Annotated in this window: 22 protein-coding genes; 1 reads left to right on the top strand and 21 read right to left on the bottom strand. The window is 40.2% G+C overall.

Annotated elements, in window-relative coordinates; genetic code table 11:
- Positions 1-4: 4 nt before the first annotated feature.
- The 18 genes from G9371_RS12660 to ftsB all read right to left on the bottom strand — a co-directional run bounded on the left by G9371_RS12660 (position 5) and on the right by ftsB (position 17661).
- A complete protein-coding gene (locus G9371_RS12660) occupies positions 5-418 on the bottom strand; it encodes a DUF6691 family protein (RefSeq protein ID WP_000789128.1) in 414 nt (137 codons plus the stop codon).
- Positions 419-422: 4 nt separating this feature from the next.
- Positions 423-836: a YeeE/YedE family protein gene (locus G9371_RS12655; protein ID WP_000095339.1), complete on the bottom strand. Its 414-nt coding sequence runs from the start codon at positions 834-836 to the stop codon at positions 423-425.
- Positions 837-971: 135 nt separating this feature from the next.
- The gene (locus G9371_RS12650; protein WP_029424769.1) at positions 972-1439 is read right to left on the bottom strand and encodes a DUF6438 domain-containing protein; all 468 of its coding nucleotides are present in this window, start codon (positions 1437-1439) and stop codon (positions 972-974) included.
- A 629-nt stretch (positions 1440-2068) separates the two neighbouring features.
- Positions 2069-4498, bottom strand: a complete 2430-nt coding sequence (locus tag G9371_RS12645; protein ID WP_029424768.1) for a glucose/quinate/shikimate family membrane-bound PQQ-dependent dehydrogenase — start codon at positions 4496-4498, stop codon at positions 2069-2071.
- Positions 4499-4580: 82 nt separating this feature from the next.
- Entirely contained in the window at positions 4581-5900 is a 1320-nt protein-coding gene (locus tag G9371_RS12640; protein WP_029424767.1) for a carbohydrate porin, read from the bottom strand.
- A 59-nt stretch (positions 5901-5959) separates the two neighbouring features.
- Positions 5960-7411, bottom strand: coding sequence for a nitrous oxide reductase family maturation protein NosD (locus G9371_RS12635; protein ID WP_029424766.1), 1452 nt, complete (start codon positions 7409-7411; stop codon positions 5960-5962).
- A 19-nt stretch (positions 7412-7430) separates the two neighbouring features.
- Positions 7431-8258, bottom strand: a complete 828-nt coding sequence (gene aroD / locus G9371_RS12630; RefSeq protein WP_086221569.1) for a type I 3-dehydroquinate dehydratase — start codon at positions 8256-8258, stop codon at positions 7431-7433.
- 68 nt (positions 8259-8326) lie between these two features.
- Positions 8327-8956 (bottom strand): protocatechuate 3,4-dioxygenase subunit alpha, encoded by a 630-nt coding sequence (gene pcaG / locus G9371_RS12625; RefSeq protein ID WP_001067207.1) that lies wholly within the window; start codon positions 8954-8956, stop codon positions 8327-8329.
- A gap of 14 nt (positions 8957-8970) precedes the next feature.
- Entirely contained in the window at positions 8971-9696 is a 726-nt protein-coding gene (gene pcaH / locus G9371_RS12620) for a protocatechuate 3,4-dioxygenase subunit beta (protein ID WP_000077912.1), read from the bottom strand.
- A gap of 10 nt (positions 9697-9706) precedes the next feature.
- Entirely contained in the window at positions 9707-10120 is a 414-nt protein-coding gene (gene pcaC / locus G9371_RS12615) for a 4-carboxymuconolactone decarboxylase (RefSeq protein ID WP_029424764.1), read from the bottom strand.
- A gap of 15 nt (positions 10121-10135) precedes the next feature.
- The gene (locus tag G9371_RS12610; RefSeq protein WP_000168125.1) at positions 10136-11491 is read right to left on the bottom strand and encodes an MFS transporter; all 1356 of its coding nucleotides are present in this window, start codon (positions 11489-11491) and stop codon (positions 10136-10138) included.
- Between the two features lie 42 nt (positions 11492-11533).
- Positions 11534-12319: a 3-oxoadipate enol-lactonase gene (gene pcaD, locus G9371_RS12605; RefSeq protein ID WP_000814783.1), complete on the bottom strand. Its 786-nt coding sequence runs from the start codon at positions 12317-12319 to the stop codon at positions 11534-11536.
- Positions 12316-13671, bottom strand: a complete 1356-nt coding sequence (locus G9371_RS12600) for a 3-carboxy-cis,cis-muconate cycloisomerase (RefSeq protein WP_029424763.1) — start codon at positions 13669-13671, stop codon at positions 12316-12318. The genes pcaD and G9371_RS12600 overlap by 4 nt, the downstream gene beginning before the upstream one ends.
- Before the next feature lie 2 nt (positions 13672-13673).
- On the bottom strand, positions 13674-14885 hold the full coding sequence (gene pcaF, locus G9371_RS12595) for a 3-oxoadipyl-CoA thiolase (RefSeq protein ID WP_029424762.1): 1212 nt from the start codon (positions 14883-14885) through the stop codon (positions 13674-13676).
- Between the two features lie 12 nt (positions 14886-14897).
- Positions 14898-15551 (bottom strand): 3-oxoacid CoA-transferase subunit B, encoded by a 654-nt coding sequence (locus tag G9371_RS12590; RefSeq protein WP_000121757.1) that lies wholly within the window; start codon positions 15549-15551, stop codon positions 14898-14900.
- A gap of 18 nt (positions 15552-15569) precedes the next feature.
- Positions 15570-16241: a 3-oxoacid CoA-transferase subunit A gene (locus tag G9371_RS12585; protein WP_000565989.1), complete on the bottom strand. Its 672-nt coding sequence runs from the start codon at positions 16239-16241 to the stop codon at positions 15570-15572.
- 348 nt (positions 16242-16589) lie between these two features.
- Positions 16590-17306: a 2-C-methyl-D-erythritol 4-phosphate cytidylyltransferase gene (ispD, locus tag G9371_RS12580; RefSeq protein WP_001216206.1), complete on the bottom strand. Its 717-nt coding sequence runs from the start codon at positions 17304-17306 to the stop codon at positions 16590-16592.
- Positions 17272-17661 (bottom strand): cell division protein FtsB, encoded by a 390-nt coding sequence (gene ftsB, locus G9371_RS12575; RefSeq protein WP_000895054.1) that lies wholly within the window; start codon positions 17659-17661, stop codon positions 17272-17274. The genes ispD and ftsB overlap by 35 nt, the downstream gene beginning before the upstream one ends.
- A 627-nt stretch (positions 17662-18288) precedes the next feature.
- Here ftsB and G9371_RS12570 point away from each other — a divergent pair.
- Entirely contained in the window at positions 18289-18966 is a 678-nt protein-coding gene (locus tag G9371_RS12570) for a DUF421 domain-containing protein (protein ID WP_029424761.1), read from the top strand.
- A 95-nt stretch (positions 18967-19061) separates the two neighbouring features.
- On the opposite strand, the gene eno is transcribed toward G9371_RS12570, so the two are convergent.
- Genes eno through G9371_RS12555 form a run of 3 tightly spaced genes read right to left on the bottom strand, consistent with a single transcriptional unit; the run spans position 19062 to position 22923 of the window.
- Positions 19062-20351 (bottom strand): phosphopyruvate hydratase, encoded by a 1290-nt coding sequence (gene eno / locus G9371_RS12565; RefSeq protein WP_000078452.1) that lies wholly within the window; start codon positions 20349-20351, stop codon positions 19062-19064.
- 45 nt (positions 20352-20396) lie between these two features.
- Positions 20397-21254, bottom strand: a complete 858-nt coding sequence (gene kdsA / locus G9371_RS12560) for a 3-deoxy-8-phosphooctulonate synthase (protein ID WP_000080538.1) — start codon at positions 21252-21254, stop codon at positions 20397-20399.
- 31 nt (positions 21255-21285) lie between these two features.
- On the bottom strand, positions 21286-22923 hold the full coding sequence (locus tag G9371_RS12555) for a CTP synthase (protein WP_000148658.1): 1638 nt from the start codon (positions 22921-22923) through the stop codon (positions 21286-21288).
- Positions 22924-23014 lie beyond the last annotated feature (91 nt).

The following is a 23014-nucleotide window of genomic DNA, read 5'->3' as shown; positions in this document are numbered from 1 at the left end:
ATCTTTAATTTCCTTTATTTAAAATTCGGTAAATAAACATTCCTACTAACATCGCGACAATAAAATAAAGTGCTTCAAAATGCCCTAATCCAATAAGAGTTAAAGCGGGCGCTGGACATATACCTGCTATTCCCCAGCCTATACCGAAAATAAAAGCGCCTACAATTAACCTTTGGTCAATCTGTGTATTTGTTGGTAATTGAATTTGTTCATTAAAAATCGTTTTTGGTTTTTTAATAGCCCTTTGAAACGGAATAAATGCCACAGCAATAGCACCTAGCATCACAAACATTAAGCTAATATCCCATTGTCCAAAAATATCTAGAAACCCTAAAACCTTTGCAGGGTTAGACATACCAGAAATCATTAACCCCAATGAAAACAAACCACCAAATATAAAAGCAAAGATATTTTTCATAAGATTACCCCAGCACATGGCGAATGATATAAACAGTCAGCATGCCAGCAAACATAAAAACTGCGGTCGCTATTATTGAGCGTTTTGATAGCCTGCTCATTCCACAAATACCATGCCCACTTGTACAGCCTGATCCAAGTCGTGTACCAAAACCAACAAGTAGCCCTGCCAGAATAAGTACAAATGAATTGGCTTTAATTTCGATTTCAGGCTGATAGAAATAACCATATATGAAAGGTGTAATCACGAGTCCTGCAATGAACCAGAATGCAGAACTTTTAAATATATCTCTAGATGGGCTAATGAATTGAGCAAGCAAACCACTAATTCCAGCTATACGACCATTTATATATAAATACCCAACTGTTGCGATACCGAGTAATAAACCACCCACAAAGGCATAGACAATACTTGACATATAAGCACTCTTAACAATATATGTTTTTATAATCTGTATTATACGCTGATTCTTTTAGAAATACTTAATATAAAACCTTTAAGTTTATAATTCTTCTTAACAAGAAAAAACCCCAAGATTTTGGGGCTTTTATCATTAAATTAGATCTTTAATGCCTAATTGTTCAGGTAATTTTTCCATAACTTTATTTAATCTATTATTTGCTGGAGAGATACAACCTGTGTAATGGCTTAATTTTGTTTCTGTACCATTGGGTTGAATCCAGGTGATGTAATAGCTAGGCATATCGGTCGCAGTTTGCTGACAACCTGCAGTTTTAGATTGGGTTCCTGTTTGCGGGCGATAAGTTTTTAATTCATCAGCAAGTTTTTGATAATCTTTTACGCTACCTTGAATTTCTTTAACGCCAATTGCTTTTGTATATTGCTTACCTTCAAAACGAATTAAACCTGTAGGTGTTACTTCTACTGAGTAAATTGGGCATGCGCCGAAACATGGACTAGAAGCATAACGAATGGTTTCTTGTGTATTAGATGCTTGTTGAACAGAAGCACAACCCATTAAAGCCAAACCGGATAAAGTTGCAAGAACTAAAAATCTCATTACATCACCTATTATTATCAAGTGGCATTAATCTAACAAATCATATGCAAATTGTCATTAAAGACTCATTTTTCATAGTATTATTTGCTATTACTTAGGCTATTTTTAGTTATCAAGAAAATTAAAATATAAAGCACATAAAAAAAGGCCCATCGTTAGATGAGCCTTAAGCCAATTAAAGCTTAAATTCCTGAAATACAAATTATTACTGGGTAGTAATAACCTGCGCCGACCATTCTATCTTAATGCAATACATTATTTAAATATAATATAAGTATATATTTACGCTCGTTTTTCCAACAAAAAAAACCTGTTTTTTAGAGTTAAAAACTCAATAATGTTTATTTTTAATTAAAATTCACAACTTTAAGTTAAACAAAACTTAATAAATTTTGAAATTTTATTTATAGGTAAAACATTATAAAAAAATGCTTAATAGTTCGGCTATATCTAGTGTTCAGGATGAATCAATTATAGGAATATTTTAAGTTTAGCAATAACTTCAAGCACTTTTTTACTATTTGGTAAAGCTATCCCACTAAAATTACAGAATTTACGCAAATACTTTAATAGAAAAAAGATATTAAAAAATAAGGGCAAAAGAAAATTTATCCTTTTGCCCTCTTTCATTACTTATCTAAACTATATGCGATCACATAATCACCATGGTCTGGAGACTGTCGTGCACCACCCGCGGTAACCACTACATATTGTTTACCTGTTTTAGGTGAAACATAGCTGATTGGTGTACCTTGACTACCTACTGGCATACGTGACTTCCACAGCTCTTTACCTGTAGATGAATCAAAAGCACGCAAGTAATAATCTTGAGTTGCAGCAAAGAAGACTAAGCCACCTTGAGTTGCCATTGGCCCACCAATAGTTGGCATACCAATTGGGGCTTTCAAGCCCATCTTAATACCAAGTGGTCCAGTGTCCTCAACTGTACCAAGTGGTACTTGCCATGCAACCTGACGAGTTTTCATGTCAATTGCTGTCATGGTACCAAACGGTGGTTTTTGACAAGGAATACTTAAAGCGGACATAAAGCGGTTTTTATTCACTTTATATGGTGTACCTTTCATTGGTACAGCACCCATACCTGTATTTACTTTTTCGCCACCACTCGCCTGAATCTTAATATCTTCAGGTGTTTGTTTAATGAGTTGAACCCATAAACCAAGACGCATATCGTTTACGAACATGTAACGATGTGTCGGGTCAAAAGCAATACTACCCCAGTTCATGCCACCTAAAGAACCAGGGAAGCTTAATGAAACATCAGTACCCGGTGCAGTAAATAAACCTTCGTAACGCATTGACTTAAAGTTAATACGGCACATGAGCTGATCAAACGGCGTTGCGCCCCACATATCTGACTCGGTTAAAGTCTGATTACCGATTTGAGGCATTTCAACAGAACGCGGTTGAGTTAAGCTATATTGCTCACCCGGAATATTTGCCGCTTTCACTGGTTGTTCAATCACTTTAGTTAGCGGTTTACCAGTTACACGGTCAAGAACAAAGAATTGGCCTGATTTGGTTCCAATCACAACAGCTGGCTTAGTCGTACCATCTTTTAATGGAAAGTCGACTAGACTTGGTTGCATTGGTAAGTCAAAGTCCCATAAATCGTTATGAACAGTTTGATATACCCACTTTTCTTTACCCGTTGTCGCATCAAGTGCCAAAACAGAAGTATTGTATTTGTGATCTAAAGGATTACGGTTACCCCCCCAAATGTCGACAGATGAACTACCCATCGGTAAAAACACCGTATTCATTTGTGGATCATATGACATTGCAGCCCAAGAGTTTGCCGAACTACGTTTATAGGTTTCACCCGGTTTAAGAACATAGTTAGGATCTGGATTACGCGGGTCAAATGCCCAGCGAAGTTTACCCGTAATCACGTCATAACCACGTATTACACCACCCGGCATATCTGCTGCCACGTTGTCGGCAATACGGCTACCCACCACAATAGTTGTTCCGGCAATAGTTGGTGCAGAAGTCACTTCAAAACGTGGAGCCTTAGTCCCACCGCCTAAGCCTTCGAGTAGATCAACCGTTCCATTTACACCAAAGTCCGCACAGCGCTGACCATTATCTGCATTGACTGCAATTAAACGGCCATCTGGCGTATTGGTATATACACGACGTGGACAGGCTGTGTTGTTGGCAACAGTAGTGACTGGAGTTGCACCAGCTAAAGTTGGTTGCACCAGTGGTTTAGTTGAATCGAAGTATGCAACACCACGGCAACGTTCCCAAGCATCGGCTTTTGAGTTTACCTCAGCTTTCCAGATCTGTTTGCCCGAGTCAGCATCTATGGCAAAAATGTTGTTATGTGGCGTACATAAAAAGACTTTATTTCCAACTTGTAGTGGCGTCATTTGGTCTTCGGCACCATTACCGCTACCCGTTGTAAAATCACCTGTTCTAAAACGCCAAGCTTCTTTTAGTTTATGAACGTTATCTCGGTTAATTTGATCGAGAGCAACAAAGCGACTACCACCTGCATCATTTCCATAATTTTCCCAATTCACCTGTTTTTTTGCAGGGTCAACTGGTACTAAAGGTAGTTTTTCACCTGAGCTTGCTACTGTTGGATGCGGTTGGAACATTTGATAGAGCGCAATCAACATTCCCACAACAACTAAGCCACCTACGGCATAGGCTGAAGATGCCAAACTAGTTTGAAATTGGTAACGTCGAATTGAAGGTAAGGTAAATAACAACGCAGCAAAAAGACCAGCAGGAAACATTAACCGCGAGAATAACGGCCAAAATTCCCATCCAGCATCAATGAGTGACCAAATTACGGTACCAATAAAAACAGCCGCAAAAATCCAGACACCCAGCGCTTTTTTTCGGAAAATACTAATTGCTGAAATGGTTATAAACAGTCCTGAGATAAGGAAATACCAAGAACCACCGAGAGATACTAGCTTTCCACCGCCCACGATATAAAAAATACCAGTAGCCAATAAAGCTAAACCTAAAATAAAACACCATATTTTGAATAAGATATGAAACTTAGAATCTGACTCAGACATAGATCCTACTCCACATATACTGAACCCGAATAGTTCAAGCATTTGGGCCAGTTAAACCATGTCTAACCAGCCATCAATATTATTAAAAATTAACTTTTACACTCAGGCCTGCCACCCAAGCATCATCGACTTCTTTCACACCAGCAGGTTGATGGATATATTGAATGTTTGGACGTAACATGACGGCCGGAGACCATTGATAGGTATAGTTCAACTCGACATTTAACTCGTCGTCTTGAATTGGAATATAGTCAGATGCAATCGAATCATAGCTATAGTATCCTCGGCTTTCGTTTGTCGAGATCTGTTTATCTTTAGCACGGTCATTGACTACATAATTGGCAATACCAAAACCAATCGAATCATTTGGACGGCTATCAAACGGTCCCTTATACCAAAGAGCAAGTTGTTGTGTACTTTGAACAAAAGTCGTTGCTTTATCATTTACAACGCCGTTAAAACTGACATATAAACCGCGTTTCGGATCTTGGCCGGCATGGCTAAGTTGTTGCTGTGCATTAATCCAGAAGCTTTGTTTTCCGTCATGCACTTTACCCGCAGTTTTAATATCATTTGCTTCTGCGGTTGAGTACAGCGCACCTACTTTATATTCACCCGGTAAACCATTAAAAGCAGCAAGTTTTGGTTTCCATGCAAGTTCAACTGGTATGGTAGCGCCCTTCACGTTGTTCATATCTAGATTAAAACCATCACTGTTTGATTCGGTTTTAATATTGTCTGGATTGACCTCATACACACCAATACCTAAAGTCCACTCAGGTGCAAACTGATATTTAACGTTTGTCGCCCAAACACCGACTGGTGAGTTATACCAAATTGAACCAATTGATTTTCCTAACTGCCCACCGCAAAGCAATAAGTTCTGAAACTCACATTGAGAACTATTAAAGTCCTCTGACATTCCCATACGACCAAATTTGACCTGTACAGTATTATCAACAAAGCCCTTCTTCACCCATGCTTGGGATAAACGCCAAATTTTCCCGCGACCATAAATTTCTTGAGCATTGCCCAATTGGCTAGAACGTGGGTCTTTAATACGCTCAAGAGTTAATGCATTGCCGTCACGTTTAGTCACGACTAGGCTCGCTGTTGTATCTTTCCAACCAACAATTTTTTCTAAATCGAAGTTGGCACCTAAAGAAAGTTGTGCAGCATTTTCAAAAGTATTGCTGTCGTTGTAACCACCATCTAAATTTGTGGCACTTTGGCTCATAATAGAAGCCGTAAATTTATAGCCCTGCTGCTCTAATTGCTGGCGTTTTCCATTCCAGTCGCCTAGCAACCATTGACGGTCTTGTGACCACGGCTCATTTGCAAGTGCAAATTGGCTGCCCAATACAGCAATTGTTAGCACACTCAGTTTCATTACATTTGGCATTTCAAGTCCCTTTTGTCTTTTCTGAAATGCGCCCCTGTTTTTAGGCGCTTTATTTTTTGTTATTTAACTTGCACAAACCCGAGCTCAGATGTAGCACCGAAGCGATCAGTCACATTTGCTGTAATTGAGGCAACTTTGACTGTTGGTTTCCAATTGGCTTTTGCTTTACCTTCGGCATCTGTAGCTACTGTTATTGTTCCTAAATATTGCTCAGCTTCTTTTGATGCTGCATTTTGGTTGCCAAAAAACTCAACTTGATAGCGTTGATTTGGTAAGCCATTAACTTCTACTGTAACTGAACCTTTATTCGCTGTTAACTTAGGAGCTTTAATACCCTGATTCGGCTGAGCATTACAGTCCTGTTGATTTGGCTGAGTACATGTCTTTTGAAGCTTAGATGGTTCAATCACCACACCACCACCACGAGAACCAACAAATCCTTCATGCTCAAGTGCAGGTACTCCAAATACAATTGCCCCTAAACGCTGATCTGGTACACATGAACCACCTGCTTCACAACGTTTAATATCTTTCCCATTGTCCCAAATCAGGTTTTTAGTCAATGTAATTCTTGCATTTGCGTCTTTTTCAGAGCGAATGGCTACACCAATACGGTTACCATGTACTTTATTGCTATCAAGAATGTTGCCATCACCCGTCATATTGAAACCAATCGAGTTATTGGTCATTTCGTTGTAGGCGATATAGTTACGTTTGCCCCAGTTAATCTGTAAACCATCTGAATAGTTTTCGAATTTATTACCAACTACGGCATTGTCATTACCCCACAAAATTTCAATACCTTGTGATGGTTCTGGATTTGCTTTCGTTGAAACAAAATGGTTATTCGCAATTAAGTTAAATGCTGCACCACGTGTCAGTTCTAAACCATCTCCATTGTCTTGGAAAATGTTATCTAAGACTTTGTTGTTATTAGTCGTGGTTGCAGTTGGGTTACCTTTACCATCATCACCCGTCAACATAACACCAGCACCGCCGTAGTTATTACTAATACGGTTATGTTGAATCAGGTTATTGCTCGAGCGGTTAATCAATACCCCAATACAGAAGCGATGAATGTCTAAACCTTTTAAAGTGACATTGTTGACGTCACGTAGTACCAACCCCGGTAAAGTCATGGTACGTACATTGGTGCCGTACTGCTCAGGGTTTGCACCTGGACAAGCTTTTGCACCTTCGCCTTTAATATAATTTGAACCATCAATTGCAATATATTCGCCAGTTTTATCCCACTGAGTACCAATGATTTTGACAGGTGCTTTAATCTCAGGAAGTGCGCTGTTTAATTTAATCGCATAAGGTGCTTTGCCTACTGCTTGAATCAAAATGTCGCTAGCTTCGCTTGGGTTTGCATTGGCTTGTTCAATTGCCCAGCGTAAAGAGCCTTTATTGCTATCGTCTTGATAACGGTCAACAACATAAGTTTGTGCTGCCGCTACTCCTGAAACCATCAAACCTAATGCAAGAGTAGTTAAACGTAATGTATTCATTTCATCATATCCTTATGATTTATGGGTTTGTTGGTTGAACTGTTTGTAAAATCTGTTTGAGCTTGGTCACATCAATTTGACCCGGTGCAGAAGCCTGCCCAATCATGCCAAAGCTATAACTTCCGCCCATATTGGCAGTCGCAACACGAGAAATCGTACCTAATTGCCCCATCGACATTGTCAATAATGGCTTAGTGGTTTGCTGGCTTACCTTTAAAGTTGCGTTCATTAAAGTGAAAACGTCTTGTTTAGATTTAGGCATTACGGCAATTTTGAGAACATCTGCGCCCATTTGATCTTGTTTTAACAAGCGTTTTTCAATTTCATCTTGGCTTGGTGTTTTTTGGAAGTCGTGATTAGACATGACAACGAGCACTTTCTTTTGATGTGCTTTTTGAACAATTTCTGAAACTACTTTTTGATCACGGAACATTTCAACATCTAACCAATCCATGAACGGATTTTTTAAGTAAGCTTGATAAGTCTTACCATAATCAGCATCGCTAATTTCAAGCTGGCCCCCTTCGTTTTTGGTACGAATAGTGGCAATCATTGGCTTATTGCCTAAAATCTTTTTCAGCTCATGACCTAAGGCAATGACTTGTTTTGTATCGCTGGCAAAGCTTAATAAATCGATACGGAACTCTGCTAAATCAGCATCTGCTGTATTTGCAATGACTTGAGCTTGTGCCAATGCTTGTTCTTTAGTTTTTGCGGTAATCGGAACAATCGTTTTAACGGCTGTGGCAGTAGGCTGTGTTTGAGCATTTAAAGTAACTGGCTCAGCATTTGCCTGTGCTGCGAAAAATGGGAGTGCAAGCAAACTTAGGCTTAATAATGTTTTCATGTTCATAGGTTCATCCTTAAAAAGGCTACACGCATCCTTGAATAATCAGGTGTAGCCTTGGGTGTTTCTTAGATATCAAAAAATACAGTTTCGTCATCGCCTTGAATACGAATATCAAAGCGGTAAACAACCTCACCATTTTCTTCAAAACGTTTCGCAATAAGTGTTTGGCGACGTGGTGCCCATTCAATGCTATTTAGAATTGGATCGTTAGCATTTGCTTCAGCTTCATCTTCAAAATAAACACGTGTATGAAGCCCTAAGTTGATACCACGAGCGAAAATCACTAATGCAATATGAGGTGCCTGAATTGAACCTTTACGGCCTGCTGTCGCACCCGGTTTAATTGTATTAAAGCTCCAAACGCCTGTTTCAAAATCGGCACCTGTACGGCCCCAACCCTGAAATGCCGGGTCAGCTTTTTGCTCACGCGTATCTGCCTGACTTGGATAAATACCGCTCGCATCGGCCTGCCAAATCTCAATGAGTACATCACGTAGCGGTAAACCTAATCCGTCAAACACTTGACCTTCAAGACGAATACGCTCACCTTTTGTCTGGTCTTGAACCAACTGGTTATTAAAGTTATTTTCAAAAACTTCAATACCGGCCTGTTGTGGCAATAAACCAATGTGAACGTAAGGACCACCTGTTTGAGATGGAGTTTCTTTTAATTCCTGAAAATTCCAGTTGTTCATGCTCGTGCTCCCGATTAAGTCAAATCATTTTCGAAGTAAGTCGCTCGACGTCCACGTAAAGTGATGTCAAAACGGTAACAACGGCTATCTGCTTCGATAAAGTTGTTTTTATCTTCTAGTGCAATCAAGGCACGACGTTGATCTTCAGAAGGAATCGTTTTTAAGATCGGACAAGTATCAATGAGCGTATCGCCTTCAAAATAAAACTGCGAAATCAGGCGCTGAGCCCAACCATCAGCAATTAAAGAGAAATGAATATGTGCAGGACGCCATTCATTAATACGGTTACGCCATGGGTACGGACCAGGTTTAATGGTACGGAAAATATAAAAACCGTTTTCATCAGTTAAGGTACGACCACAACCACCAAAGTTAGGGTCCATTGCACCAATAAACTTATCGTTTGGATGGCGGTAACGACCAGAAGCATTGGCTTGCCATACTTCTAGAAGTGCATTTTTTACAGGACGACCAAATTGGTCACGAACATAGCCATGAACAATGACACGCTCACCAATTGGCAAACCATCTTTGGCATAGTTCAAAATCAAATCGTTATCTTTTGGGCCAAACAGATTTGAAGAAAAATGCGGCGCAGTGACTTCTGTTAAAGTCTCATTAATTGAGATCAATGCATTTTTTGGCGAACGTAATACACTTGTTTTATAACCTGGCGTATACGCTGGTGGATGATCATCTGTATTACGTTGGGCGTAAGCACCCCAGCTATGTTGTGACATCTTTATCTCCTTAATCCTGTTCTTTCGCTGCAATTGGGTTTACTTCTATCCCCAACTCTTTAAAGACTTCTTCAGCCATATGCATTGCAGCGTTTGCAGCAGGTAAACCCGCATAGAGTGAACTGTGTAAGATCAGCTCTTTTAAATCTTCTTTAGTTACACCGTTGTTGAAACAAGCACGTAAATGCATGCGTAGTTCATCTTCGCGGCCCAGTGCCAATAAAATTGCGATAGTCACTAAACTACGGGTATGACGTGGTAAGCCTGGGCGAGACCACACTTCGCCCCATGCATAACGGCTAATAAAATTTTGAAAATCTTGGTTAAAGTCATTTAGGTTCTGCAAAGACCGACCAACATGTTTTTCACCCAAAACTTCAGTCCGCACCTCAATGCCTTGTTTATAGTGTTGTTCATCATTCATTGTGATAGACCTCTATTAAGTTGCATCGGTATGCGCAACAATTGATTTAATAAATACCGCAACAGCAGCAGCGGTCGCTGGAATGAGTAATAAACTAAGAATGGCGGTAAACGACCAATCATTGCCGAGTAACACAGCTCCAATCCACGCACCAAATACCGCACCAAAACGCCCAATACCCGTCATCCAAGACACACCAGTTGCGCGGCACTGAGTTGGATAGAAGCGTGCACTTAACGCCGGCATCGAAGATTGCGCACCATTAATGGCGATACCCGCACAAAGTACCAATACTGCAAGTAAGGTTGAGTTGCCTAAGCTCTGACCAACGGCAATTGCAAAGAGACCTGCAGCAAAGTAGAAAATGGCGATAACTCGGTTCGGGTTAAATTTGTCCATTGCCCAACCAATAAACAATGCACTCACCACACCACCGAACTGGAACAAACCGCCAATAAATGCAGCGCGCTCCATCGAAGCACCTGTTTCACGCATAAGTGTTGGTAACCAACTTGTTAGCAAGTAAACAACCACGAGTCCCATGAAGTAAGTCACCCAAAGCAAAACCGTACCTTTGGCATATGGCTTAGAAAACATAATTCCAAAGACATTTTTCTTTTGAACAACTTCTGTTTTTTCTTCAGGCACATGAAATGCTGTCGCATTTTGAATCTGTGCTGGTGCAATATGGTTTAAGATTTTGCGTACTTTTTCTGGATTCTTACCTTTCACAATTAAAAAGCGGTAAGACTCAGGTAACACCAAAATCACTAAAATCATTAAAATTAAAGGTGACCAGCCGCCGAGCAAAAATAAACTATGCCAACCGTAGGTCGGGATAAGCCAACTGCTAATAAAACCACCTGTAGCCATACCCAAGTTGTAGCCACAGAACATACATGTCACGAGTAATGAGCGAATGCGGGTTGGACAGTACTCAGAAAATAAAGTGGTCGCATTCGGCATAGCTGCGCCAAGCCCAATACCTGTCAAAAACCGTAAAACGACAAGGCTATCCAAGTTGGTTGCATAAGCAGATGCCAAGGTGAACCCACCAAATACAAGCATCGAAAAGGCTAAAACAATTTTGCGGCCAAAGCGGTCAGCTGTCGGGCCAGAAACTAAAGCTCCAATAATCATTCCACCAAGTGCGGCACTCATCACCGGCCCTAACTGAGAACGGTCAACGCCCCAGTCCTGAGCCAATGCTGGAGCGATAAAACCCATTGCAGCTGTATCGATACCATCAGTAAAAATAATTAAGAAACAGATGATTGCGATCATCCATTGATATTTACTAAGTGGAGCATCATTAATCAGTGCTTGAGCATCGATGCTTTTGCTTGGTGTAGCGTAATCCTGAGACGCCATATTTGCCTCCTTAAGGCCAATTCCTTTTAAATTACTAAGCGATTAGATTTGCTGAATAAATCTAGTCAATTCCTGAGTAAATCTTTGTGGTTGCTCAATATTAGAAAGATGAGATGCTTCAAGTTTTGCAAGCTGGCTATTATTAATTGCTTTCTGCATAAATTCGGCATCTGCCACTGTCGTTACCGGATCTTCTGTTCCTGCAATCAGTAGCGCTGGAATTTGAATTTGTGCAATTTCATCTCTTAAATCAGCATACGCTAAAGCGCGACATGCATTGGCATAACCTTGTGCTGGTGTGTTTGCGAGACTTTGAATCGTTGTCTGTGCAACCACATTATGTTGATAGTCAAATTTTTCACTGAACCAGCGGGTATGCGTAGTTTTAACTAGCTCGGCTAAACCATTTTTTTCTACCGATTCAGCACGACTTAACCAAGCCTCAGTCTGACCAATTTTGGCTGCTGAGTTTGCAACCGTAATACTATTAAAACGATTTGGATGATGAATACCCAACCAAAGCCCTGTAATTCCGCCCATTGATATGCCGCAAAAATGAGCTTTTTCAATATTCAAGGCATCTAAAATATCAACAACATCTTCAGCTAAGTTTTGCAATGTGGTGTCACTAATTACATCACTTTCGCCATGACCACGTGTGTCGTATGTAATGACATTAAAATGACTTTTTAATTCATTCAGCTGAGGTTGCCACATACCATGGTCTGTTCCTAATGAATTAGAAAACATAAGCACAGGAGCATCTTTTAGACCATCTGTATAAACTGCTAACTGTTTTCCTTGACGATTGCTAATAGTCTGTTTCACTTTGACTCTCCTTGTGCTTCTTTCAAAACCGCATCAATCTGTTGCTGAATATTGCCTAAATAGTTTTCTGGTTTGAAAATATTCCTTATCTCTTCTTGGCTAAACTGCCCTTTTATTTCATCTAGTTGGCTAACAACATCAAACAAATGCTCATTTTGTGCTACTGCTGTTTTACATGCAGCTTCAACTAAATGATGAGCATTTAAACGACCAATTTTGGGAGCAAGTGCCATCATCACCGCTTCTGCCATAATTAACCCGTTGGTACACTCAAGGTTCTGTTGCATATGCTCAGCATTAACTTCAAAACCTTGTAGAACTTCACCAGTACGGCTTAATGCTCCAGCACAAAGCTGAAAGATTTCTGGAACTGCTAACCATTCTGCATGCCACGCACCTAAGCTACGTTCATGTTCCTGTACCATGCTTTGATAAATGCTAGACATCAGTGCTGGTACACGATTCGCCGCGGCCAATACGGATGCTGCCGCAACTGGATTACGCTTATGAGGCATGGTCGATGAACCACCACGACCCTTTGCGGTTGGCTCAAACAACTCTGCAATTTCAGTTTGCATCATGAGTGACCAATCCCGTGCCATCTTGCCCGTATTCCCGACAATCATGCCAAGCACACTTGCAATTTCTACAATACGATCACGCTCACCATGCCATGTACTTGTTGGTACAGTCAGATTCAGTTGCTTCGCAAATGCGCTGACCACAAGTGAACCTTGATCTTGCAATGAAGCCAACGAACCCACAGCACCGCCTAACTGAGCAGTGAGCACACGTGACTTCATAGCTTGTATACGATCTAAATCACGTTTAAATGCAGAAGCCCAACGAGCAAGCTTATGCCCTAAAGTAATAGGTAAAGCTTGCTGTAACCATGTACGCCCAATCATGACTTGATGGCGATATTGTTTAGCTTGTTGTAATGCTGTGGTGTAGCACTGTTGAAGTTGACCTTCCACAATATTCAACGCATCACGGCATTGCAAAATACAAGCTGTGTCTAAAATATCCTGACTGGTTGCTCCCCAATGCACATAACGTGAAGCATCTTCATCAGTATCTTTAACAATTGCCGTAAGCTGTTTTACAAATGGAATTGCGATATTCCCAGCTAAGCCAGTTGCTACCGCCAAAGCCGAAAAGTCAAACTTTTCTAACGCCTGTTCAGCTACTTGGGCAATGGTATTTGCTGCATTTTGAGGAATCACGCCAACTTGTGCCTGCGCTTGGGCTAACGCAACTTCAACCTGAATCATGTAGGTGATTAAAGATGAATCACTAAAGATTTCAGTGACGTCTTTTTGGTAAAACAAGCTGGCATATAACTGGCTCATGATTAGACTCTCTCAATAATCAATGCGATACCTTGACCTACCCCAATACACATTGAACACAAGGCATAACGGCCACCTGTTTGTTCAAGCTGGTTTAAAGCTGTCGTCACAAGACGTGCACCTGATGCACCAAGTGGATGACCTAAAGCGATGGCACCACCGTTTGGATTTACCTTGTCAGAGTTGTCTGGTAAGCCTAAATCACGGGTCACTGCCAAAGCCTGTGCAGCAAAGGCTTCATTGAGCTCAATTACATCCATTTGCTCTAAAGTCAGGTTGGCTTGTTTAAGTAATTTTTTAATGGCTGGTGCCGGAGCAAAACCCATAATGCGTGGTTCTACACCTACAGCTGTCGAAGCAATGATCTTGGCACGTGGTTTTAGGTTGTAAGCCTGAACTGCATCATCAGAAGCAATCAGCAGAGCCGCTGCACCATCGTTAATGCCTGAAGCATTCCCCGCAGTAACTGTGCCATCTGCTTTAACCACAGGTTTAAGTTTGCTTAAACCTTCAAGTGTGGTTGATGCACGAGGATGCTCATCGGTATCAATCACCACCGCATCACCCTTACGCTGAGGGATTTCAACTGCCACGATTTCTTTAGAAAAAAAGCCTTTGGCTTGCGCGCTTGCGGTGCGTTGTTGGCTCACCAAGGCAAACTGGTCCTGATCTGCACGATTCACGTTGAACTGTTCAGCGACGTTTTCGGCAGTCTGGGGCATGGTGTCTACACCATACAATTCTTTAAGTTTAGGGTTAATGAAACGCCAGCCCATGGTGGTGTCTTCAATCTTCTGGCTACGGCCAAAGGCACAGTCAGACTTACCCATTACATAAGGTGCACGGCTCATGCTTTCCACACCACCAGCAATCACCAGATTCGCTTCACCTGCTTTAATAGCACGGGCAGCAATGGCAATGGCATCGAGTGATGAACCGCATAAACGGTTAATGGTCGTTGCCGGCACTTGATAAGGTAATCCAGCAAGCAATGCTGACATACGGCCGACATTACGGTTATCTTCACCGGCTTGGTTGGCACAGCCATAGATCACATCATCGACCTGTTCCCAATCTACACTTGGGTTACGCTGTATAAGTGCTTTAATTGGCACAGCGCCAAGGTCATCGGCACGGACAGGTGCAAGGCCACCGGCATAACGGCCGAATGGAGTACGGATGGCATCGATGATATAAGCGTTTTTTAATGTCATTTCCCTACTTCCTTACCCTTGAGTCGCATCAATCAAAGTTGCACCGGTTAAAGCCTGTAACTCATCAAAGCTAAGACCTTCAACTTTCTCAATCACCTTTAAACCATCTTTGGTCACATCAATTACACACAGGTCAGTGTAAATACGGTCAACACAGTGTTTACCCGTTACCGGATAGGTCAGCTCAGCCACAATCTTCGGCTCACCTTGTTTGGTCACATGGTCTGTAGTGATAAATACTTTCTTGGCACCAACCGCCAAATCCATCGCACCACCTACGGCAGGAATCGCATTCGGTGCACCCGTGTGCCAGTTGGCCAAGTCACCATTGGCTGCAACCTGAAATGCACCAAGTACGGCAATATCAAGGTGACCACCACGCATCATCGCAAATGAATCGCCATGGTGGAAAAAGCTCCCGCCTTCAAGCATAGTCACAAACTCTTTACCCGCATTAATCAGTTCAGGGTCTTCTTCACCCGCAGCTGGCGGTGGGCCAAAAGCCAACAGGCCATTTTCAGAATGTAGGAAGACATCTTTGTCAGCAGGTAGGTAGCTGGCAATCTTGGTCGGTAAACCAATACCCAAGTTCACATAGGCACCATCTGGAATATCTTGTGCCACACGCTTTGCAATCTGGTCACGGCTGAGTTTCTGGTAGCTCATGTTATTTCTCCTTATTGCTTACTGTGCGGGCTGTACTTGTACAACATGCTGTACAAAGATACCTGGGGTAATGATGTGTTCCGGGTCTAATCCACCCAATTCAACCACTTCAGAGACCTGAGCAATGGTGACATCAGCAGCCATGGCCATGATCGGGCCAAAGTTACGTGCAGATTTACGGTAAACCAGATTGCCCCAGCGGTCGCCCTTATAGGCTTTAATCAGGGCAAAGTCAGCCTTGATCGGATACTCAAGCACGTAATCTTTACCATCAATATGACGGGTTTCTTTGCCTTCGGCCAAAAGTGTTCCAAAGCCCGTTGGGGTAAACACCGCCCCAAGGCCCATACCTGCTGCCTGAATACGGCACGCCAGATTGCCTTGCGGTACCAGTTCAAGTTCAACCTTTCCGGCACGGTACAGTTCATCAAACACATAAGAGTCAGACTGACGTGGGAAAGAGCAAATCACTTTTTTAATTGAACCGGCTTTGAGCAGTTTAGCCAGACCATAATCCCCATTACCGGCATTGTTGCTCACAATGGTCAGGTCCTTAACGCCAAGATCAATCAGACCATCAATGAGTTCAGCGGGTTGTCCTGCGGTACCGAAACCACCAATCAGAATGGTTGCACCATCTTTAATCTGCGATAAAACCTCGCTTAGTGAGGACTTACTTTTGTCAATCATTAGACAACTCCATTGTGCTCATTGAAGAAGAGAGAGGTAAGAGATTTAGGCACACTGAGGCGAGAAGAATAGATAAATATTTCACTCAATCCCGAGTGTTTCCCTTAGATTTCCCTTTTAAACATTTTTGATAATTTTCAGATTTTGATCTAGTCAGCTATATATAGTTTTGTTCGATTTAGGATTTTTTTGTTCGACTATCGAACATTATCTAAGTAAATTACTTATTCAATCTTACAAATACAAGTTGTAAAAAAATACTAATTATTTTGAATAGATATGTAGAAACACCATATTTACTTAGGCTATTTTATAACTAAAAATTACCATCTATCCTGTAATAAAATCTTAATTTTGTGATTGTAGAATCAAGCGAGCAAGTTCTAAATCATCGGGGTAAGTAATTTTTATATTATCAGAACGCCCCATGACCACCTGTACACTCTCTCCTATAGATTCAAGTGCACTCGCTTCATCTGTAATAGTCAAATTATTTTTTAGCGCTGTTTCTATTGCTTTTTTAAGAATTCCAATTTTAGCAATTTGAGGAGTTTGAGCTTGCCACAACAGCTCTCGACTCACAGTTTTGTCAATTTGCTGTTCCTGATTCACTTGTTTTAGCGTATCGCGTACAGGAATTGCCAAAATAGCACTCTGATTAGTCTCAATTGCATTTTTAACAAGAGTATTCAAGCATTCAAAAGTCACACAAGGCCTTGCTGCATCATGTACTAATACCCAATCATCTTCATCCGCAATCTGTGATAGATAATTCAGCGCATTTAATACCGAATGCACACGTTCAACACCACCATTACAAAAATGCGCTTTATGCTTATCTTGAAAAGATAAAGTTGAGGCAAAAGTATCCTGTTTTCCAATTGCCAAGACATAACCCGTCAGCGGAAGCTGACTTAAACGCTTAACCGTATGTTCTATAACAGTAGCATCTTGAATATATTGGTATTGCTTTAATTCAGTTTTGGAAAACCGACTTCCTGAACCAGCCGCAGGGATAACTGCCCATAATTTAATCTGGGATGTCTGGTGATGGAGGTGTCTCATTAGTTTCCAAATCTACTTTAGCGTTCGGGTCAATATAAATAGGTTTGTAATGGGTACTAATTGTACTCATTTGAACAAATGTCTCATGTGGCTTAACCAAACCTAGATCTAGGCGAGCATGCTCTTCTATCGCCTCCGTACCATTCTTTAGGTCGAAAACTTCAGCTGCCAAAATACGGTTTCGCTCTTTAAGCTCGTCATTTACTTCGGCTTGTTGTTGAATCTGCTGCATAAGCGCTTGATGAGGAAAATAACCACCCTCACCTAACCAAAACTGATATTGCAATATAGCCACTAAAACAATAACCAGTAGCAATATAAGTTTGCTTGAAGTGGAACGAAATACTTCTAACATAGCATTAAGAGCTTTAATTAAAAACTTTGATTAAGTTTTTGTATTGTATGACAATTTACAAGCAGCATGCAAAATTCCTGCAAAGTTCCTGCAAAACGATGAATGGTCATATTACTTTAAATTGACCATTGTGACATGTTTCATTTTGTCAAAATTCAACTCAATTGGAAAGGAAAATAATGTTTATGAACACAACTGCTTATAAATCAATCTATGCATATAAAAATACTTCTAATTAACAAAAAAAGTGTCTCAATAAATATAAAAAAGCTCTCCTGAAAGATATAAAGAAATAGATTCTCTGAACATAAAGACTATCTTCTTACCACCAATGACTAAAGTTTAAATATTGTATTACTTACAATGCTTGATTCCGGTCGGAATTTTATTCAAGATGATAAATTAATAAAACAGAATTTTTTTAAAATTTAATAGTTGTATCGTCATTTTTTTCAAGCTCGGCCCTTCTATTCTATACATGAGTTTTATATCTTTTAATTTCATATAACAATACACATATATCAATTTTTTAACCAATAACCACTTAAAAAGTATATTTTTTTTAATTTTATTCTGATATGAATTTTAAATGTATTTTTTATACATATTTAAACAAGTGAGAAAAAGATGGATCTTTCTAATATTCTTATAGGTGACACAACGTGGTCCTTTGTTTTAGAAATTTTGGTCCGTTGTACCATCATGTTTATCATTATCATTAGTTTTCTAAGGCTATCTGGTAAACGTGGTATTCGGCAACTCTCCTTATTTGAACTTGCCATTATTTTATGTTTAGGTTCTGCTGCTGGCGATCCTATGTTTACTAAAGATTTACCGATTGCCCATGCATTGATAGCTTTTATCGCTATTCTTTCTCTATATCGCCTGGTCACTTGGGGTATGGTAAAACATAAAAAAATTGAAGATTTATTGGAAGGAAAAGCGCTCTGTGTCGTTAAAGAAGGCCTTTTAGTCTACAAAGATTTCCAAAAACAGACTTATTCTCATGATGAGTTTTTTTCGGAAATGCGCCAACAAAACGTTGAACATTTAGGCCAAGTCAGAACAGCCCTACTTGAATCGGATGGTATTCTGAGCTTGCTTTATTATGAAGATGAAGATGTCAAATGGGGACTTCCCTTATTCCCTGCTGCTTATCGTAAAGCAGAAGTTCTTAAAATTAATACTTTTTATTCCTGTATGAAATGTGGCGAAACTAAAATTTTAAATAAGCTAGACCAAGAATGCTCTCGTTGTCATCACCACAGTTGGGCTGAATCTTTAAAAACCCGGCGCTTAGGGTAAATAAAAAGTGCTATTTCTAACACTTAGAAATAGCACTTATATTTAGATATTAATTTTTCATCAATATTTAAATATATAAAGCTTTATTCAAAAGATTAGTTTAAACCTTTGAATTCAGCTTTACCGCGGTAAACCGCTTTAGTTAACTCTTCAATACGAAGCAATTGGTTATATTTAGAAACACGGTCAGAACGGCAAAGTGAACCAGTCTTAATTTGACCTGCTGCTGTACCTACTGCTAAATCAGCAATAGTTGAATCTTCTGTTTCACCAGAACGGTGAGAAATAACAGTAGTGTAACCATTTGCTTTAGCAAGGTAGATTGCATCTAAAGTTTCAGTCAATGTACCAATCTGGTTATATTTGATCAAAATTGAGTTACCAACTTTTTCATCAATACCACGTTGTAAAATCTTAGGATTAGTTACGAATAAATCGTCACCAACCAATTGGATTTTATCACCAAGAATTGAAGTTAAGTAACTCCAGCCTTCCCAGTCAGACTCATCCAAACCATCTTCAATAGAGATAATTGGATACTGCTTAACAAGACCAGCTAAGTAATCAGCAAATTGATTGCTTGTAAAAGACTTGTTGCCTTCACCTTCAAGAATATATTGACCATTCTTGTAGAATTCTGAAGATGCACAGTCAAGTGCAAGCATAATATCTGAACCAGCTTTATAACCAGTTTGCTCAATTGCTTGAAGAATTACTGTAATCGCTTCTTCATTTGAACGAAGGTTAGGCGCAAAACCACCTTCATCACCTACAGCTGTGTTCAAACCTTGTTTCTTAAGAACTGATTTCAAAGAATGGAATACTTCTGCACCAGCACGTAATGCTTCAGCGAATGAAGTGAAACCAACTGGCTCAATCATGAACTCTTGAATATCAACAGTGTTATCTGCGTGAGCACCACCGTTCAAAATGTTCATCATTGGTACAGGCATAGTCAAAGTAGTTTGACCACGTAAGTTAGCAATGTATTGAAACAATGGAAGTTTTTGTTCAGCTGCTGCTGCGTGAGCTGCTGCTAAAGATACCGCCAAAGTTGCATTAGCACCTAATTTAGATTTGTTTTCAGTGCCATCAAAAGCAATCATTTTTTCATCAAGCGCTTTTTGTTCAAAAACACTTTGACCAACAAGCAATTCATGAATTGAGCTATTTACATTCTGAACAGCAGTACGAACGCCTTTACCTAAGTAACGAGATTTGTCGCCGTCACGAAGTTCTAAAGCTTCACGAGAACCAGTTGAAGCACCAGATGGTGCACATGCACGACCAACCACCCCAGATTCCAAGATGACGTCTGCTTCGATGGTTGGGTTACCACGAGAGTCCAAAATTTCACGTGCACGAATGTCAACGATTTGGCTCATGAACAATTCCTCAGTTGAATGAATAACGCGATGCAAATTCCTGCATCAATGAGTATCTAACTTTTTGAATCCTTTAACTAAAGTATCCAATTCTTTTAGTTGTGCCAAGAATGGCTCAAGCTGTGACAAGCGCAATGCAGATGGTCCATCACATTTTGCTTTGTCTGGATCTGGATGAGACTCTAGGAATAATCCCGCTAAACCTGTTGCCATACCAGCACGTGCCAATGTTGTAATTTGAGCACGGCGACCACCAGCTGAATCCGAACGACCACCTGGAGTTTGTAAAGCATGAGTCACGTCAAAGAATACAGGTACATTCATTTCTTTCATGATGTCAAAGCCAAGCATGTCTACAACTAAATTGTTATAGCCAAATGCTGAGCCACGCTCACAAAGAATAAGTTTGTCATTTCCCGCTTCTAAACATTTATGCAAAATATGGCGCATTTCATGAGGAGCCAAGAACTGTGCTTTTTTAATGTTGATAATAGCTTGGGTTTTCGCCATTGCTTCAACAAGATCAGTTTGACGGCTTAAGAAAGCAGGAAGCTGGATAATATCAGCGACTTCGGCAACTGGCGCTGCCTGATATGGTTCGTGAACGTCGGTAATAATTGGTACATTAAAATGTTTTTTAATGTCGCCTAACCATTCAATACCTTTTTCAAGTCCAGGACCACGGAATGAATGCAAACTAGAACGGTTTGCTTTATCAAAACTCGCCTTAAATACATAAGGAATATCCAGGCGTTTACAAATATCAATATAAGTTTCAGCAATTTCAAAAGCTAAATCTTTTGACTCGAGTACGTTCATTCCGCCAAATAATACAAATGGCAAATGATTTGCCATTTGTATATCGCCTAAACGTACAACTTCTTGTGGTTTTAATTGTGACATTTAAACTTTCCCAGTTTATTTTAAAATCGCATTACTTACTTTTTTGATGCTGTGTTTTTGCAGCGTCAATAAAACTAGCAAATAATGGATGTCCATCACGTGGTGAACTTGTAAATTCCGGGTGGAATTGTACAGCAATAAACCAAGGATGTTCAGGAATTTCTACAGTTTCAACTAAATGTTGCGCTGAAGAATAACCAGAAATCTTCATGCCCGCTTGTTCAATCGCTTCAATGAAACGATTATTCATTTCATAACGGTGACGATGACGTTCGGTAATCTCAGCTTTTCCGTAAACTTCACGAGTTTTTGTGCCTTCAACCAATTCTGATTTTTGTGCACCTAAACGCATTGTTCCGCCTAAGTCAGACTCAAGGCTACGCTGTTGTAATTCACCGCGCTCATCTAACCATTCGGTAATTAAACCAATCAATGGATATTTTGTAGAACGGTTAAATTCTGTAGAAGAAGCTTCTGGCATACCTGCAACATGGCGAGCATATTCAATAACAGCCAACTGCATACCCAAACAGATTCCCAAGAAAGGAATACCATTTTCACGTGCGTATTGAATAGCTTTCATTTTGCCTTCAGTACCACGCTCACCAAAACCACCAGGAACTAAAATCGCATCAGCTGTTTTCAAAATAGAAACATCTTGACTTTCAAGCTCTTCAGCATTGACATAATCAATTTGTACTTTTACGCGATTTTTAATACCAGCATGTAACAATGCTTCGTTTACAGATTTATAAGCATCCGGTAATTCAACATACTTACCGACCATTGCTACACGTACTGTGTATTCTGGGTTAAGTAATGCTTCTACAACATTATCCCAATCAGTTAAGTCAGCTTCCGGTAAATCAGTAAAACCAAAACGTTCACAAATCAGGTCATCTACATTTTGCTCATAGAAGCCACGTGGAATTTGATAGATCGTTTTCGCATCTTTACACACGACAACCGCACGAGCCTCTACGTTAGTGAATAACGCGATCTTACGTTTAGTGTCTGCATCAACATCATACTCAGTACGACAGATAAGAATATCTGGTTGAATACCGATTGAAAGTAACTCTTTTACAGAGTGCTGAGTTGGTTTGGTTTTTAACTCCGCTGCTGACTTAATATATGGCAACAAAGTTAAATGCATAAGCATGGTACGTTTATGGCCCAGCTCAACCATTAACTGACGAACCGACTCCATAAACGGTAAAGATTCGATATCACCTACGGTACCACCGATCTCTACGATAGCAACATCATAACCTTCGCCTGCGCGGAGTACACGTTCTTTAATATTGTCGGTAATATGAGGAATAACCTGAACTGTACCACCTAAGTAATCACCACGACGCTCTTTATTTAAAACGTCTTGATATACACGACCACTAGTGAAGTTGTTTAGTTTGGTCATTTTCGCGCGACGTAAGAAACGTTCGTAATAACCCAGATCCAGATCTGTTTCTGCACCATCTTCGGTAACAAAAACTTCACCATGCTGGAATGGGCTCATTGTCCCTGGATCGACATTAATATAAGGATCCATTTTAACCATTGTGACTTTTAAGCCACGAGCTTCCAAAAGTGCAGCAACAGAAGCAGCAGAAATACCTTTACCTAGCGATGAAACCACACCACCAGTGACAAAAATAAAATGGGTCATTAAGTTTCTCGTACAATCAAGCCGAAATCGGCCTACAATGTTTGGCAATTTTACTGTACTCTGCCCCTATAAAGCAAAGTCAAACCGCATC

The sequence above is a fragment of the Acinetobacter sp. EKM10A genome (genome assembly GCF_011075215.1).
Taxonomy (GTDB): Bacteria; Pseudomonadota; Gammaproteobacteria; order Pseudomonadales; family Moraxellaceae; genus Acinetobacter; species Acinetobacter baumannii.
Note: the sequence above shows the minus strand (reverse complement) of the source record. Positions and strands in the feature narration are given on the sequence as shown.

Bases quoted from the DNA above. Each gene is read 5' to 3' on its own strand.
- G9371_RS12660 (WP_000789128.1), bottom strand. From the start codon at position 418: ATGAAAAATATCTTTGCTTTTATATTTGGTGGTTTGTTTTCATTGGGG.
- G9371_RS12655 (WP_000095339.1), bottom strand. From the start codon at position 836: ATGTCAAGTATTGTCTATGCCTTTGTGGGTGGTTTATTACTCGGTATC.
- G9371_RS12650 (WP_029424769.1), bottom strand. From the start codon at position 1,439: ATGAGATTTTTAGTTCTTGCAACTTTATCCGGTTTGGCTTTAATGGGT.
- G9371_RS12645 (WP_029424768.1), bottom strand. From the start codon at position 4,498: ATGTCTGAGTCAGATTCTAAGTTTCATATCTTATTCAAAATATGGTGT.
- G9371_RS12640 (WP_029424767.1), bottom strand. From the start codon at position 5,900: ATGCCAAATGTAATGAAACTGAGTGTGCTAACAATTGCTGTATTGGGC.
- G9371_RS12635 (WP_029424766.1), bottom strand. From the start codon at position 7,411: ATGAATACATTACGTTTAACTACTCTTGCATTAGGTTTGATGGTTTCA.
- aroD (WP_086221569.1), bottom strand. From the start codon at position 8,258: ATGAAAACATTATTAAGCCTAAGTTTGCTTGCACTCCCATTTTTCGCA.
- pcaG (WP_001067207.1), bottom strand. From the start codon at position 8,956: ATGAACAACTGGAATTTTCAGGAATTAAAAGAAACTCCATCTCAAACA.
- pcaH (WP_000077912.1), bottom strand. From the start codon at position 9,696: ATGTCACAACATAGCTGGGGTGCTTACGCCCAACGTAATACAGATGAT.
- pcaC (WP_029424764.1), bottom strand. From the start codon at position 10,120: ATGAATGATGAACAACACTATAAACAAGGCATTGAGGTGCGGACTGAA.
- G9371_RS12610 (WP_000168125.1), bottom strand. From the start codon at position 11,491: ATGGCGTCTCAGGATTACGCTACACCAAGCAAAAGCATCGATGCTCAA.
- G9371_RS12600 (WP_029424763.1), bottom strand. From the start codon at position 13,671: ATGAGCCAGTTATATGCCAGCTTGTTTTACCAAAAAGACGTCACTGAA.
- pcaF (WP_029424762.1), bottom strand. From the start codon at position 14,885: ATGACATTAAAAAACGCTTATATCATCGATGCCATCCGTACTCCATTC.
- G9371_RS12590 (WP_000121757.1), bottom strand. From the start codon at position 15,551: ATGAGCTACCAGAAACTCAGCCGTGACCAGATTGCAAAGCGTGTGGCA.
- G9371_RS12585 (WP_000565989.1), bottom strand. From the start codon at position 16,241: ATGATTGACAAAAGTAAGTCCTCACTAAGCGAGGTTTTATCGCAGATT.
- ispD (WP_001216206.1), bottom strand. From the start codon at position 17,306: ATGAGACACCTCCATCACCAGACATCCCAGATTAAATTATGGGCAGTT.
- ftsB (WP_000895054.1), bottom strand. From the start codon at position 17,661: ATGTTAGAAGTATTTCGTTCCACTTCAAGCAAACTTATATTGCTACTG.
- G9371_RS12570 (WP_029424761.1), top strand. From the start codon at position 18,289: ATGGATCTTTCTAATATTCTTATAGGTGACACAACGTGGTCCTTTGTT.
- eno (WP_000078452.1), bottom strand. From the start codon at position 20,351: ATGAGCCAAATCGTTGACATTCGTGCACGTGAAATTTTGGACTCTCGT.
- kdsA (WP_000080538.1), bottom strand. From the start codon at position 21,254: ATGTCACAATTAAAACCACAAGAAGTTGTACGTTTAGGCGATATACAA.
- G9371_RS12555 (WP_000148658.1), bottom strand. From the start codon at position 22,923: ATGACCCATTTTATTTTTGTCACTGGTGGTGTGGTTTCATCGCTAGGT.